General features: G+C 68.3%; 1 protein-coding gene (only partly in view). It reads right to left on the reverse strand.

Going from position 1 to position 17,956, the window contains the following annotated elements; all coding sequences use genetic code 11:
- Positions 1 to 17,956 carry the 3' portion of a type I polyketide synthase gene (locus HUW46_RS48265; protein ID WP_254126011.1) on the reverse strand. The gene runs 11,420 nt beyond the window's last position, so the window shows 17,956 of its 29,376 coding nt (coding positions 11,421-29,376); the start codon falls outside the window, past its right edge; it ends in the stop codon at positions 1 to 3.

Raw genomic sequence — 17,956 nt, forward strand, 5'->3', positions numbered from 1 at the left:
TCAGGACTTCCCGAACTCGTTGTGAATGATGTCGAATATGTCGTCGACGCTCGCCGATTTGAGATCGTCGGCGTCTCCTGGTTCGGCGGCGTCATTGATTTCGTTCCACTTCGCGAGAACCGCCTGCAGGCGAACCCCGATCGTCGCGGCCTCGACGTCCTCTGTGGACACCGCACCGAGGTCCCGCTCGATCTTGTCGAGTTCGGCGAGCACCGCCGCGGCGCCGCCGAGCGCGGACGTGCCGGACACCCTGCCGCGGAGGTAGTCGGCGAGGACGGTGGGATTGGGGTAGTCGAACAGCAGCGTGGCGGGCAGCTGCAAACCGGTGACGGCGTTGAGCTGGTTGCGCAGTTCCACCGAAGTGAGGGAGTCGAAACCCATCTCCTGGAACGCCTTGCTCGCACCGACGGCTTCCCCGTCGGTGTACCCGAGCACCGCCGCGACCTGATCCCGCACCACACCCAGCAACACCTCCCGCTGCTCCGGCTCACCCAACCCGGCCAGCCGATCCGCCAACCCCGCACCACCCGACACCGCACCACCCGCGCTGGCGACACGCCGCCCACCACGCACCAACCCCCGCAACAACGCCGGAACCCTGACCGCACCACGCAATCCGGCCAGCTCCAACCCCACCGGCACCAGCACCGGCTCGTCCACAGTGGACGAAATGGTGAAGAGGCCGAGGCCCTGCTCCGAGGTCAGCGGGCGCACCCCGTCGCCGGCGATCCTGGCGACGTCGACGTCGCTGAGGTCACCGGTCAGGCCGCTGCGCTGCGCCCACATGCCCCAGGCCAGTGCCTGGGCTGGCAGGCCGAGCGCCCGCCGGTGCTGTGCGAGCGCGTCCACGAAGGCGTTCGCGGCGGCGTAGTTCCCTTGCCCTGCCGCACCGAAGGTCGCCGATGCCGAGGAGAACAGCACGAACATCGCCAAGTCGTTGTCCTTGGTCAGTTCGTGCAGGTTCCACGCGGCGTCGACCTTCGGCCGCATCACCGCGTCGAGCCGTTCCGGAGTCAGCGCCGAGATCACCCCGTCGTCGACCACACCCGCCGTGTGGACCACACCCGTCAACGGATGCTCGGCCGGGATTGCTTCGAGTACGGCGGCGAGTGCGTCACGGTCGGCGGCATCGCAGGCGACGACTTCGGCATGGGCGCCGAGGCCGGTCAGCTCGGCCACCAGTTCGGCCGCGCCTTCCGCCGCCGTGCCGCGGCGGCTGGTCAGCACCAGGTGCTTGGCGCCGTGCTCGGTGACCAGGTGCTTGGCGACCAGCCCGCCCAACGTGCCGGTACCGCCGGTGACCAGCACCGTGCCCTCGGGATCCAGCGGCCGGAGTTCACCGGCCTCCCGCACGCGCGCCAACCTCGGCGCGTGCACCGCACCGTCGCGCAGCGCCAGGTGCGGCTCGTCCAGCTCCAGCAGCGACCCGAGCAGCGCCGGGGTCAGCGTGTCACCGTCGTGATCGAGCACCCAGAACCGGTCGGGGTGCTCCGACTGCGCCGATCGCACCAACCCGACCGCCGACGCCACCGCCGGATCGATCACCTCACCCGGCTCGACCGCGGCCGCGCCCTTCGTGACCACGACCAGTTTCGCCGCGAGCCAGCGGTCATCGGCCAGCCAGTCCTGAACCAGCTTCAACACGGCACCGGCCGCGGACTTGGCCGCCTCCACCGGCGATCCGCCACCCGGAACCGAAGCGACCACGACCGACGGCACCTCGCCGGACCCGGCCAGTGCGGCCAGATCCGCGAACACCGGCAAGCCCCGCGAATCCGTACCCAGTGCCGCGCAGTCCACACCGGAGCCGCCGGAATCGGGCAGGGCGAGTTTCGTCCACTGTGGACGGAACAAGGAGTCCACGCGCGTCTCGCGGCCCGCTTCGATCTCGTCGGCCGCGACCGGTCGCACGGTCATCGACCGCACCGAAGCGACCGGCGCGCCCGTTTCGTCGGCGACCTGCAGCGACACGCCACCGTCGTCGGCACGGGCGAGCCGCACCCGTGCCGCGCTCGCCCCGGAGGCGAACACCGAGATCCCCTGCCAGGCTGCCGGGAGACCCGCGCCGTCGTCCTCGCCAGGGAGCAGGCCGACCGCGTGCGCGGCGGCATCCAGCAGGGCGGGGTGGATTCCGAAGCCCGTGACGTCCTGCTCGGCGTCGAGCGCGACCTGTGCGAACACCTCGTCACCTCGCACCCAGGCGCCGGTCAGGCCTTGGAACGCGGGGCCGTACTCGTAGCCCTGCGCCGCCAGCCTCGCGTAGACCTCGTCCGTTCCGTCGGCCTGCTGGGCGTCCTGCGGCGGCCACGCCGACAGGTCGAACCCGGCCGCTCCGGTCTGTCCGGAAAGGACTCCTTCGGCGTGACGCGCCCATTCGCCGTCGCCTTCTTCGGGCCGGGCGTGCACGGACACCGGACGGCGCCCCGTCTCGTCGGCCCCGCCCACGGCGACCTGCACCACGACGCCGCCCTGCTCGGGCAGCACGAGCGGCGCGAGCACCGCCAGCTCCTCGACGGATCCGCAGCCGACCTCGTCGCCAGCGCGGACCACCAGCTCGACGAAGGTGTTGCCGGACAGCAGGACCGCCCCGGCCACGAAGTGGTCGGCCAGCCAGGGGTGGCTTTGCCGCGACAGGCGGCCGGTGCACAGGTAGCCGCCCGTTTCCGGCAGTTCGACACCGGCGCCCAGCAGCGGGTGCTCCGCCGAGCGCTGTCCGATCGACGCGACGTCCCCTGTCGGCCGCTCGGATGCGCTCAACCAGAACCGCTGCCGCTGGAACGGGTAAGTGGGGAGGTCCACGGTTCGGGCGCCGGTGCCGTCGAAGAACGCTTGCCAGTCGACGGAAACACCTGCGGTGTGGAGTTTCGCGACGGCGGTGGTCAGCGTATGCGCCTCGTCGCGGTCGCGGCGGAGCGCGGGGATGTGGGTGGCCTCGGGCGCGGTGTCCTGAGCCATCCCCGTCAGCACGCCGTCCGGACCCAGCTCCAAGAACGTCGTCACGCCCTGGCCTGCCAGGTACTGGACTCCGTCGGCGAAGCGGACCGCGTGCCGCACGTGCCGGACCCAGTAGTCCGGATCGGTGACGTCCGCGACCGCACCGGTCACATTGGACACCACCGGAATCTCCGGCACCTCGAACGTCAGGCTTTCCGCGACCTTGCGGAAGTCGGCCAGCATCGGCTCCATGCGCGGTGAGTGGAACGCGTGACTGACCTTGAGCCGCTTGGTCTTCCACACGAGGTCGGATTCCAGCTCGGCGATCACGTTCTCGTCCCCGGCGACCACGACCGAGGCCGGTCCGTTGATCGCGGCGATCGAGACCTGGTCTTCGAGCCCTTCCAGGAACGGCAGGACATCGGCTTCGGCGGCCTGCACCGACAGCATGGCGCCACCGGTGGGCAAGGCCTGCATCAACCGTCCGCGCGCGACCACCAGCGCGGCCGCGTCCTCCAGGCTGAGTACCCCGGCCACGTGGGCCGCGGTGAGTTCGCCGATGGAATGCCCGGTAACGAAATCGGGGCGGATACCCCAGGACTCCACCAGCCGGTAGAGCGCCACTTCCAGCGCGAACAACGACGCCTGCGTGTACTGGGTCTGGTTGAGCGGCTCGCCGTCCTCGGCGAACATCAACTCCTTGATCGGCCGATCCAGGGACTTGTCCAGTTGCGCGCACACCGCGTCCAGGGCGTCCGCGAAAACGGGGAACTCCCCATATAGCTGCTTGCCCATTCCCGCACGCTGCGAACCCTGACCAGAGAACAACACCGCCGTGCCACCAGCGGACGCCTCCCCGGTGACCACACCCGAGGTGACCCGTCCTTCGGCGATCGCGGCGAGTCCGGCGTGGAAGTCGTTCCCGATGACCACGGCGCGGTGTTCGAGTGGGGTCCTGGTGGTGGCAAGGGAGTAGGCGACATCCGCTTCGTTCAGTCCGTCCACATGGGACAGGAGCCGGGATGCCTGTGCGCGTACCGCGTCCTGGGTCTTGCCCGAGAGCACCCACGGCAGCGGCCGGTCGACCTGGACCCGCTCTTCGGTGGGGGTGCTGGTGGTGGTGGGTGCTTGTTCGAGAATGGTGTGCACGTTGGTGCCGCTGACCCCGAAGCTGGACACACCGGCACGCCTCGGCGCACCGGTCTCCGGCCACGGTGTGTTCTCGGTGAGTAGTCCGACCGCGCCGGTCGACCAGTCCACATGCGACGACGGCTTATCGGTGTGCAGTGTTTTGGGCAGCACACCGTGCCGCATCGCCTGCACCATCTTGATCACCCCAGCCACCCCGGAAGCCGCCTGCGTGTGCCCGATATTCGACTTCACCGCACCCAGCAGAAGTGGCCGCTCCCGATCCTGCCCGTAGGTCGCCAGCACAGCCTGAGCCTCGATCGGGTCACCGAGTGTGGTCCCGGTGCCGTGTGCTTCCACCGCATCCACCTCGGTGGCCGTGAGACCGGCGTTGGCCAGGGCTTGGCGGATCACCCGCTGCTGCGACGGACCATTCGGCGCGGTCAGGCCGTTGGACGCGCCATCCTGATTCACCGCGCTACCGCGAATCACGGCCAGCACCTCATGTCCGTTGCGCTTGGCGTCGGAGAGGCGCTCCAGCAGCACCATGCCGACACCCTCACCCCACCCGGTGCCATCGGCGGCTTCGGCGAAGGGTTTGCAGCGGCCATCACCCGCCAGACCGCCCTGCTTACCGAACTCGGCGAACGCACCCGCCGAGGCCATCACCGCGACACCACCGGCCAACGCGAGGCTGCTCTCCCCCGACCGCACCGACTGCGCAGCCCAATGCAACGCCACCAGAGAGGACGAGCACGCCGTGTCCACCGTGACCGCCGGGCCTTCGAGGCCGAGGGTGTAGGAGACGCGGCCGGAGACCACGCTGCCCGCGTCGCCGGTGGTGAGGTAGCCCTCGACGGCGTCGCTGGCGGCCTGCATCAACCCCGCCCCATACCCCTGACCCGAGGCACCCACGAACACCCCGGTCTGGCTCCCCCGCAACGACAGAGGTGCGATCCCGGCCCGTTCCAGGGTCTCCCAGGCCGCCTCCAGCACCAGACGCTGCTGCGGATCCATGGCCAGGGCCTCCCGCGGCGAAATCCCGAACAACCCCGCGTCGAACTCCGCCACGTCATACAAGAACCCACCCGCACGCGCCTGATCCGACACCGCGGACTCACCATAAAACCCGTCCAGGTCCCAACCCCGATCGGTCGGGAACACCGAAATCCCATCACTCCCGGACTCCACCAGGTCCCAGAACTGCTCCGGAGAATTCACCCCACCCGGATACCGGCACGCCATCCCCACAATCACCACCGGATCATCACCAGCAGCATCGACCACCACCGTCGGCGCGGCCACCTCCGCCACCGCACCCGTCACCTCACCGACCAGGAACCCGGCCAGCACTGTCGCGTTCGGATAGTCGAACACCAACGACGACGGCAACCTCAACCCCGTCACCGAAGACAACCGATTCCGCAAATCCACCGCCGTCAACGAATCAAAACCCAACTCGCGGAAGGCTTGAGTCGGCGGCACCTCGGATGCGCCGCCGACGCCCAGCACCGAGGCGGCCATGGTGCGCACCAGTTCCACCGCGGTCCGCTGTCGTTCCACTTCGGACAGTCCGGCGAGTTTCTCCGCGAATGCCGAACCTTCGGTAGTGGTTTCTTCCTCTGCCTCGAATGCCTGGCGTGCTTCGGGGATGTCGGAGATCAGTGGGCGCGGGCGGGCCTCGGTGAACCCGGGCACGAACCTCGCCCAGTCCACATCGGCCACCGCCACGAACGTCTCACCGTGCTCGACCGACTGCACCAACGCGGCCACCGCCGACTCGGGCGCCATCGGCAACACACCACGACGGCGCAGGGTGTCCTCGGCTGCATCCGACGCGGCGAGGCCACTGCCGCCCCACGCACCCCACGCAATCGACGTCGCCGTCAGCCCGCGAGCACGACGCTGCTCCGCCAACGCGTCCAAGAACGCATTGCCCGCCGCATACGCGCCTTGGGTACCGCCACCCCACACACCAGCGTTGGAGGAGAACAACACAAACGCATCCAACTCGGCATCACCAAGCAACTCATCCAAGTTGCGGGCGCCATCGACCTTCGCACTGATGATGCGAGACAGATCATCGACCGTGGTCTCGGTCAGCGGCGCGAACTCCCCCACCCCCGCCGCGTGCACCACCGCGCTGACCGGACCGTGCTCGGCCAGCACCGCCGCCAAGGCATCGCGATCAGCGGCATCGCACGCCGCGATCGTGACCCGCGCACCCAAACCAGTCAGCTCGGTTTCCAACTCGCCCGCACCGTCGGCGTCATGACCGCGACGGGAGGTGAGGACCAGGTGCTCGGCACCGTTCGCGGCCAGCCACCGGGCCACGTGCCCGCCGAGCGCGCCGGTGCCACCGGTGACCAGGACCGTCCCGCGCGGCGACCACTCCCGCACCGGCTCCCGATCCGCCAACGGCGACCGCGTGAGACGACGCGCAAAGACGCCCGAATCGCGCACCGCGACCTGATCCTCATCATCGATCCCCGCCAGCACCGCAGCGACCCGCGCAGCCGCACGACTGTCACTGGTGGCGGGAAAGTCGAGCAGACCACCCCACCGGTCCGGGTGCTCCAGACCGAGAATGCGACCCAGCCCCCAGATCTGCGCCAGCTCAGGATCGGCAGCCCGGTCCGAACGGCCGACTGACACCGCACCCCGGGTAGCAATCCACACCGGCGCCGTGACCGTGCTGTCGAGCAGTGCCTGCACCACCGTCAACGTCTGCGCGACCTCGCTGACCAGGCACACCACCCCGGCGACCGCACCCAGCTCATCGATCCCCGTGCGATCGCCCGCCTCAACGGTGGCCACATCAGCGCCGTGTGCGCGCAGGGTGTCAGCGAACCAAGCGGCCGTCTCAGTCTCAGGCTCGCTGATCAGCAACCACGTACCGGACAACCGCGCGGCAGCAGTGGTGAGCGGCTTCCAGGTGATGCCGTAGCGCCACTGGTCCACTGTGGACTGCTGACGACGCTGCCGCCGCCACGACGACAACACCGGCAACACCTCGCTGAACGGGCGATCACCATCGATCTCCCACGTCCCAGCCAAGGCCTCCAGGTCCTCGTTCTCCACCGCGTCCCAGAACCGCGCCTCCACCACATCCGTGGTCATCAGCCCGCCCGTCGGAACGGCCTGCTCCAGCCAATAACGCTGGCGCTGGAAGGCGTAGGTCGGCAGCTCCACCCGCCGCGCACCCGACGGGAACGCAGGTGCCCAATCAACGGCAAGGCCGCGGACGTAGCCTTCGGCCACCGAAGTCAGGAAGCGGTCCAAGCCGCCTTCGTTGCGGCGCAACGACCCGAACGCCACGCCATCGACATCGATTGCGTCGAGGGTTTCCTGCACGCTCATCGTCAGCACCGGATGCGCACTGGACTCGACGAAGAACCCATACCCCTGCTCGGACAGGGACCGGGTCGCCTGCTCGAACTTCACCGTATGACGCAGGTTCTCCACCCAGTAACGAGCATCCAGCCCCGTGGTGTCCTGCCAGTCACCGGTCAACGTGGAGAAGAACCCGATCTCAGCACTACGCGGCCGGATCGGGCCAAGCACGTCCAGCAGACGGTCCCGGATGGACTCCACCTGCGGAGTGTGCGAGGCGTAGTCCACCGCGATCTTCCGCGCCCGAACATCCTCCGCCTCGCACTCCGCCAGAATCTCAGCCAGAGCTTCGGGCTCACCCGCGATCACCGTCGTCCCAGGACCGTTCACCGCGGCCACCGCGACCCGATCACCGAGCCGAGCAATCCGCTCCACCACAACGCTCTCCGGCCGAGCGATCGAAACCATGCCACCCTTACCGGCCAGCTCGTCCCGAATCGCCTGGCTACGCAACGTCACCACACGAGCACCGTCCTCAAGGGACAACGCACCCGCGACCACCGCCGCCGCGATCTCACCCTGCGAGTGACCGACCACCGCGGCAGGCTCCACACCGTAGGAACGCCACACCGCGGCCAAGGACACCATGACCGCCCACAGCGCGGGCTGCACGACATCCACCCGCTCCAACGCGGCCTCGTCACTGACCACCTCGGACAGCGACCAGTCCACAAAGGAAGCAAGCGCGTGCTCGCACTCGGCGAACCGGTCTGCGAACACCGTCGAGGACTCCAGCAGGTCCACGGCCATGCCGACCCACTGCGAACCCTGACCAGGGAACACGAACACGACCTTGCCCTGAACGTCGGCGACACCGTGGATCGCCTCCGCCGCTTCGCCGGAGGCGAGGGCGTGCAGCTCGGTCCGGAAGGTCTCGTGGTCGGCGCCGACGATCACCGCGCGGTGTTCGAGCGTCGCCCGCGTGCTCACGAGCGAGAAGCCGATGTCCGCCGCGGACAGCAGATCGTCGTCCGCGGTGAAGGTGGAAAGCCTCTCGGCCTGAGCGCGCAGTGCCTCTTCGCTCTTACCCGAGAGCACCCACGGGACCACGCCCGAGAACGGCTCGGCGGCCGGAACCTCGACGGGTTCCGCCTGCTCGAGAATCGCGTGCGCGTTCGTCCCGCTGAATCCGAACGACGACACACCAGCACGGCGCGGTCGTCCCGTCTCCGGCCACGGAGTCGTTTCGGTGACCAGTGAAAGCGTGCTGGATGTCCAGTCGACCTGGGATGTGGGCTCGTCGACGTGCAGGGTCGGCGGGAGCACGCCGTGCCGGAGGGCGAGGACCATCTTGATCACCCCGGCCACCCCGGCCGCCTGCTGCGCGTGCCCGATGTTCGACTTCACCGAGCCCAGCCACAACGGCTCTTCCCGGTCTCGCCCGTAGGTCGCCTGCAGGGCCTGCGCTTCGATCGGGTCACCCAACGGGGTCCCGGTGCCGTGCGCTTCGACCGCGTCCACTTCGGACGGTTCGAGTCGCGCGTTGGCAAGGGCCTGTCGGATCACCCGCTGCTGCGAAGGACCGTTCGGCGCGGTCAGGCCGTTCGACGCGCCGTCCTGGTTGATCGCGCTGCCCCTGACCACGGCGAGCACCTGGTGTCCGTTGCGCTTCGCGTCGGACAGGCGCTCCATCAGGAGCAGCCCGAGGCCTTCGCCCTGGCCGAAGCCGTCCGCCGAGGCGGCGAACGCCTTGCACTTGCCGTCTGCCGCGAGCCCGCGTTGCCGCGAAAACTCCGAGAAGGAGTCCGCTGTGGACAGAATGGTGACACCACCTGCGACCGCGAGTGAGCATTCGCCCGCACGCAGTGCCTGCGCGGCAAGGTGGAGGGTCACCAGCGAGGAGGAGCACGCGGTGTCGACGGTCATCGCGGGGCCTTCCAGCCCGAGGGTGTAGGCGACGCGGCCGGACATCACGCTCGTCGAAGCACCCGTGATGAAGTAGCCCTCGAGCCCTTCGGGGACCTCGCCCAGTTCGGTGCCGTAGCCCTGGGAGCAGGCGCCGAGGAACACCCCCGCGTCACTGCCCCGCAACGACAACGGATCGATCCCACCCCGCTCGAAAACCTCCCACGCCGCCTCCAACACCAACCGCTGCTGCGGATCCATCGCCAAAGCCTCACGCGGCGAAATCCCGAACAACCCCGGATCGAACTCCGCGGCCTCATACAAAAACCCACCAGCACGCGAATACGACGTCCCAGCCCGACCAGGATCATCATCGAACAACGCCGCCAAATCCCACCCACGATCCGACGGCAACTCCCCAATCGCATCACCAGACCCCGACACCAACCCCCACAAATCCTCCGGAGAACCCACCCCACCCGGAAAACGACAACTCATCGCCACAATCGCCACCGGCTCATCCGCCACCACCGAAACCGTTGTGGTAACAGGAGAATCGGGCAGCGCGCCGAGGAGTTCGCCGAGCAGGTAGCCGACGAGCGCTTCGGGGCTCGGGTAGTCGAAGACGACCGTTGCGGGCAGGGTGATGCCGGTTTCGGCGGTCAGCCGGTTGCGGAGTTCGACCGCGGTGAGCGAGTCGAAACCGAGGTCGCGGAACGCCTTGCCCGCGCGGACTTCGGTGGGTGAAGCGAATCCGAGCACGGCTGCCGCGTGCGCCCGCACCACGTCGAGCAGGATCGATTCCCGTTTGGACCGCGACGCCGCGGAAAGCCGGTCGACGAGGCCGGATCCGGTGGTGACGGGTGTGCTCTGGATCTGTGCTTCGGGCAGCGCCGAGAACAGCGGGTTGGCACCGGTCGAAGCCAGCCGCTGAGCGACCTGGTTCCAGTCGAGGTCGGCGATGACGAGGGTGGGCCCGGTGGCCGGGATGGCGTTGGTGAGCGCGGTGACGGCCTGTTCAGGGGCCATCGCCCGCATACCGCTGCGCCGCGACTGCTCAACGACAGCAGCATTGTCAGCGAATCCGGCCCCGTCCCAGGTTCCCCACGCGATCGAGGTCGCGGGAAGTCCTTGCTGGTGACGGAGTTCCGCCAATGCGTCGAGGTAGACGTTGGCCGCGGCGTAGTTGCCCTGCCCCGGCGAACCCAACGTCCCGGCCACCGACGAGAACAACACGAACGCATCAAGGTCAGCGGTCAGCTCGTGCAGGTTCCACGCCGCATCCGCCTTCGGGCGCACCACCGACTCGATCCGCTCCGACGTCAACGACTCCACAATGCCGTCATCGAGCACGCCCGCGGTGTGCACCACGGCGTTCACCGGCTCGCCCTCAAGAGCCCTGGCCAGTGCTTCGCGGTCGGCGGCGTCACACGCCACGATCCGAACCTCGGCACCGGCCGCCGTCAGCTCGGCTTCCAGCTCAGCCGCGCCCGGAGCCTCCGGCCCACGGCGGGACAGCAGCACCAGTCGCTGTGCACCTTGAGCGGCTGCCCAGCGCGCGACCTGAGTGCCGAGGGCACCGGTGCCACCGGTGATCAGAACCGTCCCTTGTGGACGCCATCCGCCGGTGGCCGCTGGTGCGCGCAGCAGGCGACGGGCGAACAACCCCGTCGACCTCACCGCGACCTCATCCTCACCGATTCCGGTCAGTACCGCGACCAGCCGCGACAGGGCACGCTCGTCGACGGTTGCGGGCAGATCCAGTAGACCGCCCCAGCGATGCGGCTGCTCCGCGGCCATCACCCGACCCAAGCCCCACACCGGCGCCTGCGTCAGCGCATCTACCTGGTCTGAACGACCTGTCGAGACAGCCCCCCGGGTCACCCACCACACCGGAGCAGCCACCCCGGCCTCGGTCAACGCCCGCACCACGCCGATCGCGTCGCCTACACCGGACACGGCCGAGTCCACGTCCAGCGCGAGCAGTGACACCACACCGGCTACCCCGGTCGAGTCCACATCGGACACCTCGTCGGCCCGAACCCGGACGACCTCGGCACCGGCGCGAACCAATGCCCCTTCCAGCAGGGCCACATCGTCAGCCGCGGAATCGGTGATCAGCAGCCAGCGCCCGGACAGCGAACCAGGGTCGCCCGCGGAAACCGGCTGCCACACCACCCGATACCGCCACGACTCCACCACCGACTCAACCCGCCGACGACGACGCCACGACGACAACGCCGGAACAACCTCACGCAACGCCCCATCACCGTCAAGCTCAAGAGCATCCACCAACCCCGAAACATCACCACCCTCAACCAAATCCCAAAACCGCGAATCCACCGAATCGTCGACCGTCTTCGTCGCCGAAGGGGGCTCGACCCAGTAGTACTGTCGTTGGAAGGCGTAGGTGGGCAGGTCGGTGTGGTGGGCGTGGGTTCCGGTGAAGAAGGCGCGCCAGTCGATGGACACACCGGTGGTGTGCACCCGTGCCACCGCCGTGGTCAACGACACGACCTCATCCCGGTCACGACGCAGCGCGGGCACAAGCGCGGCGTCCGAAATGGACTCCTGTGCCATCCCGGTCAGTACGCCGTCCGGCCCCAGCTCCAGGAACGCGGTCACGCCCTGATCAGCCAGGAACCGCACACCATCGGCAAACCGCACCGCCGCACGAACATGCCGCACCCAATACTCCGGGTCCGTCACCTCCGCGACCTCTCCGGTCACATTGGACACCACTGGAATCCGCGGCGCCTGGAACAACAGACCCTCGGCGACAGCGCGGAATTCCGCCAGCATCGGCTCCATCCTCGGCGAATGGAACGCATGCGAAACCTTGAGCCGCTTGGTCTTCCACTCCCAGGACGTTTCGAACCCAGCAATCACCTCGTCGTCACCGGCGACCACGATCGACCGCGGCCCGTTGATCGCCGCGATCGACACCCGGTCTTCGAGACCTTCCAGCAGCGGAGCGATCTCGGCTTCGGTGGCTTGCACCGACAGCATCGCCCCACCCGCGGGCAGGGCCTGCATCAACCGGCCCCGCGCGGCCACCAGCGCCGCAGCGTCTTCGAGGCTGAGCACCCCAGCCACGTGCGCGGCAGTCAGCTCGCCGATGGAGTGCCCGGTCACGAAGTCGGGGCGGATGCCCCAGGACTCGACCAGCCGGTAAAGCGCGACCTCCAGCGCGAACAGCGAAGCCTGCGTGTACTGGGTCTGGTTGAGCAGCTCGCCGTCCTCGGCGAACATCAACTCCTTGATCGACCGATCCAGGGACTTGTCCAGATACGCACACACCGCATCGAGAGCATCCGCGAAAACGGGGAACTCCCCATATAGCCGCCTGCCCATCCCCACACGCTGAGAACCCTGACCGGTGAACAAGATCGCCGCACGGCCCTCGACCGCGACACCTTCCACCACACTGGCCGCCGGAGCACCCTCAGCAAGCGCAGTCAGGCCGGCGCGGAAGTCTTCGTGATTGTCGGCGATGATCGCGGCGCGGTGTTCCAGCGCCGTACGCGAGGTCGCCAACGTGAACGCGACATCGACAAGCTCACGACCGTCCACACGCGAAACCAGACGCTCAGCCTGCGCCCGCAACGCCTCCTCGGTACTACCCGAAAGCACCCACGGCACAACACGATCCACCGGAGACCGCTCAGCACCGGTGGTGGTGTTGCTGGCCTGTTCGAGGATGAGGTGGGCGTTGGTGCCGCTGAACCCGAACGAGGAGATCCCGGACCGGCGGGGCCGGTCGCTCTCGGGCCAGGTTGTGGTGTCGGTCAGCAGGGACACCGCGCCACTGGACCAGTCGACCTGGGTGGTGGGCTGATCGGCGTGCAGGGTTTTGGGCAGCACGCCGTGCTGCATGGCCTGCACCATCTTGATCACACCAGCGATCCCCGCCGCGGCCTGGGTATGCCCGATGTTCGACTTGATCGACCCCAACCACAACGGCGCATTTCGGCTCTGACCGTAGGTGGCCAGCAGCGCTTGGGCCTCGATCGGGTCCCCGAGCGCTGTCCCGGTGCCGTGCGCCTCCACCGCGTCCACCTCGGACGGCCCCAGCCGCGCGGCGGCGAGAGCTTGCCGGATGACCCGCTGCTGCGAGGGACCGTTCGGTGCGGTCAGGCCGTTGGATGCGCCGTCCTGGTTCACCGCGCTGCCACGGATCACGGCCAGGATCTGGTGGCCGTTGCGTTCGGCGTCCGACAGGCGTTCGAGCAGGACGAGGCCGCCGCCCTCACCCCAGGCGGTGCCATCGGCGGTGTCGGAGAAAGCCTTGCAGCGGCCGTCGGCGGCGAGGCCGCGTTGGCGGGAGAACTCCACGAACGCACCCGGGGTCGCCATCACCGTGACCCCACCCGCCAACGCCAAAGTGCACTCACCCGACCGCAACGCCTGCGCCGCCAAATGCAACGCCACCAGCGACGAGGAGCACGCCGTGTCCACCGTTACCGCCGGGCCTTCCAGCCCGAAGGTGTAGGACAACCGGCCCGACACCACACTGGCCGCGTTCCCCGTCCCCACAAACCCATCAAGACCAGAACCAGGATCCGCCAGCAGGTTCAGGTAGTCCTGTCCGTTCGAGCCCACGAACACCCCGGTGTCCGAGCCCCGCAGGGAAATCTGGTCGAGTCCGGCGCGTTCGAACACCTCCCACGCCAACTCCAGCAACATCCGCTGCTGCGGATCCATCGCCAAAGCCTCACGCGGGGAAATCCCAAACAACCCCGCATCAAACAACCCCGCGTCGTGGACGAACCCGCCATGGCGGGCATACGACGTCCCTACCCGGTCCGGGTCGGTGTCGAACAACCCCGCCAGGTCCCAGCCCCGATCCGTCGGGAACTCCGACACCTCATCGCGACCCGACACCACCACATCCCACAACCCCTCCGGCGTCATCACCCCGCCTGGGAAGCGGCAGCCCATCGCCACGATCGCGACCGGCTCATCCACCCCCACCCCCACCGCGGGCACATCCCGCACCACCTGCGGCAACACCCCCAACAACTCACCCAGCAAAAACCCGACCAACGCCTCCACCGTCGGATAATCAAAAACCACACTCGACGGCAACGACACCCCCGTCTCCACCGACAACCGATTCCGAAACTCCACCGCCGTCAACGAATCAAAACCCAAATCCCGAAACGCCCGACCCCCACGCACCTCACCCACCGAACCAAACCCCAACACCGCCGCCACATGACCCCGCACCACCTCACCCAACACCAACTCCCGCTCCAACTCCCCCACCACCCGAAGCCGATCAACCAGACCCGTGACCGAACCGGTCGCCTGCTCGATCCGGGCTTCCGGCAGCGCGGACAGCAACGGGTTGTCCCCGCTGGGCGACAGGCGCTGCGCCAGCTGCGGCCAGTCGAGGTCGGCGATGACGAGGGTGGGCCCGGTGGCCGGGATGGCGTTGGTGAGCGCGGTGACGGCCTGTTCGGGATCCATCGCCCGCATACCGCTGCGCCGCGATTGCTCAACGACAGCAGCACTGTCAGCGAGCCCAGCCCCAGCCCAGGTTCCCCAAGCGATCGAAATCGCCGGAAGTCCTTGCTGGTGACGGAGTTCCGCCAACGCATCAAGGTAGACATTCGCCGCGGCGTAGTTGCCCTGCCCCGGCGAACCCAACGTTCCGGCAGCCGAGGAAAACAGCACGAACGCGTCGAGGTCGTACCCGGCGGTCAGCTCGTGCAGGTTCCACGCCGCATCCGCCTTGGGCCCGACGACCGACTCGATTCGGTCCGAGGTCAGCGACTCGACCACACCGTCATCGAGCACGCCCGCGGTGTGCACCACAGCGTTCACCGACTCGCCGTCGAGAACCCTGGCCAGCGCGTCCCGATCAGCGGCGTCACACGCAACGATCCGAACCTCAACACCCAGTGCCGCCAGCTCAGCCTCCAGCTCAGCCGCCCCCGGAGCCTCCGGCCCACGACGCGACAGCAACACCAGTCGCTGCGCACCCTGACCCGCCGCCCACCGAGCGACCTGCCCACCCAACGCACCGGTACCACCGGTGATCAACACCGTCCCTTGTGGACGCCAGCCACCCGACACCGACGAAGCACGCAGCAAACGACGGGCAAACAACCCCGTCGACCGCACCGCAACCTCATCCTCACCCGACCCCGCCAACACCGTCACCAACCGCGACAAGGCACGCTCGTCCAGGACCTCGGGAAGATCCAGCAAACCGCCCCAGCGCTGCGGCTGCTCCGCGGACAGAACCCGACCCAAGCCCCACACCGGCGCCTGTACCAACGCGTCCACTCGATCCGAGCGGCCCACCGACACCGCACCCCGGGTCACACACCACACCGGGGCATCCACCCCAGCGACACCCAGCGCCCGCACCAACGCGACCGTGTCCACCACACCAGCGGAGATCGCGTCCGCATCCAGGGCCAGCAGGGACACCACACCGGTCACCCCGGTCGAGTCCACATCGGACACCTCATCGGCCGCAACCCGAACCACCTCGGCACCAGCACCGGCCAGCGCCCCAGCAACCTCATCGGCCACCGCGTCAGCGGTACCGGTGATCAGCAGCCAGCGGCCGGATAGCGAATCGGCCTCGCCCGCGGAAGCCGGCTGCCACACCACCCGATACCGCCACGACTCCACCACCGACTCAACCCGCCGACGACGACGCCACGACGACAACGCCGGAACAACCTCACGCAACGCCCCATCACCATCAAGCTCAAGAGCATCCACCAACCCCGAAACATCACCACCCTCAACCAAATCCCAAAACCGCGAATCCACCGGATCGGCTTCGCTCGAGGTGGCGTCCGGCGACAACCAGTAGCGCTGCCGCTGGAAGGCATAGGTCGGCAGATCCACCCGCCGTGCACCAGTACCAGCGAAGAACGCCTCCCAGTCGACGGACACACCGGTGGCGTGCAAACGACCCACCGCCGCAGTCAGCGAGACAACCTCGTCACGATCGCGCCGCAACGCGGGAACGAGCGCGGCGTCCGAAATGGACTCTTGTGCCATCCCCGACAGCACGCCGTCCGGCCCCAGCTCCAGGAACGCGGTCACGCCCTGATCAGCCAGGAACCGCACACCATCGGCGAACCGCACCGCCTCGCGCACGTGCCGAACCCAGTACTCGGGGTCGGTCACCTCCGCCAGCGCACCGGTCACATTGGACACCACCGGAACCTTCGGCTCCTGGAAAGCGAGCCCCTGCGCAACCCGGCGGAACTCCGCCAGCATCGACTCCATCCGCGGCGAATGAAACGCATGCGACACCGTCAGCCGCTTCGTCTTCCACTCCCACGCCGACTCAAACCCAGCAATCACATCCTCGTCACCGGCGACCACGACCGACCACGGCCCGTTCACCGCCGCAATCGAAACCCGCTCTTCCAGCCCCTCCAGCAGCAGCGCAATTTCGGCTTCGGTGGCCTGCACCGACAACATCGCCCCACCCGTAGGCAGGGCCTGCATCAACCGACCCCGCGCCGCCACCAACGCCGCCGCGTCCTCAAGCGACAGAACCCCGGCCACATGCGCCGCGGTCAGCTCACCAATCGAATGCCCCGTCACGAAGTCGGGGCGGATGCCCCAGGACTCGACCAAGCGGTAGAGCGCCACCTCCAGCGCGAACAGCGAAGCCTGCGTGTACTGCGTCTGGTTAAGCAGCTCGCCGTCCTCGGCGAACATCAGGTCCTTGATCGACCGATCCAGGGACTTGTCCAGTTCCGCGCACACCGTGTCGAGAGCGTCAGCGAAAACGGGGAACTCCCCATATAGCCGCCTGCCCATGCCCGCACGCTGCGCACCCTGCCCCGTGAACAGAACCGCGGCACGACCCTCACCCGCAAGCCCCGTCACAACACCCGCCGCCGGAATGCCCCCGGCCAGCGCGGTCAGGTTGCGAACGAACTCGTCCCGGTCGCCCGCGACGACGACGGCGCGATGCTCCATCGCCGCCCGCGTTGTCGCCAACGAGTAGGCGACGTCGACGATCTCGTGATCGTCCACACGCGGCACCAGGCGCTCCGCCTGCGCCCGCAACGCCTCCTCGCTGCTACCCGAAAGCACCCACGGCAGCACCCGGCTCACCGGCGCGCGCTCAGCGTCAGCCTCGATCGCGGGAGCCTGCTCCACGATCACGTGCGCGTTCGTCCCACTGATCCCGAACGACGACACACCAGCACGCCGCGGCCCACCCGTCTCCGGCCACGACACCGACTCCCTCAGCAACGACACCGCACCCGAAGACCAGTCCACATGCGACGACGGCTCATCCACATGCAACGACGCAGGCAACACCCCGTGCCGCATCGCCTCGACCATCTTGATGATCCCGGCAACACCAGCCGCACCCTGGGTGTGGCCGATGTTCGACTTGATCGACCCCAGCCACAACGGCCGCTCACGACCCTGCCCATACGTCGCCAGCAGAGCCTGCGCTTCGATCGGATCACCGAGCGAAGTCCCGGTCCCATGCGCTTCCACCGCGTCCACATCGGACACGTCCAGCCGTGCGTTCGCCAGCGCCTGCCGGATCACCCGCTGCTGCGACGGACCGTTCGGCGCCGTCAACCCGTTCGACGCACCGTCGGAGTTGACCGCCGACCCGCGCACGACCGCCAGCACGCGGTGCCCGTTCCGCTCG

It is taken from the genome of Amycolatopsis sp. CA-230715 (assembly GCF_018736145.1).
In the GTDB taxonomy this organism is placed as follows: domain Bacteria; phylum Actinomycetota; class Actinomycetes; order Mycobacteriales; family Pseudonocardiaceae; genus Amycolatopsis.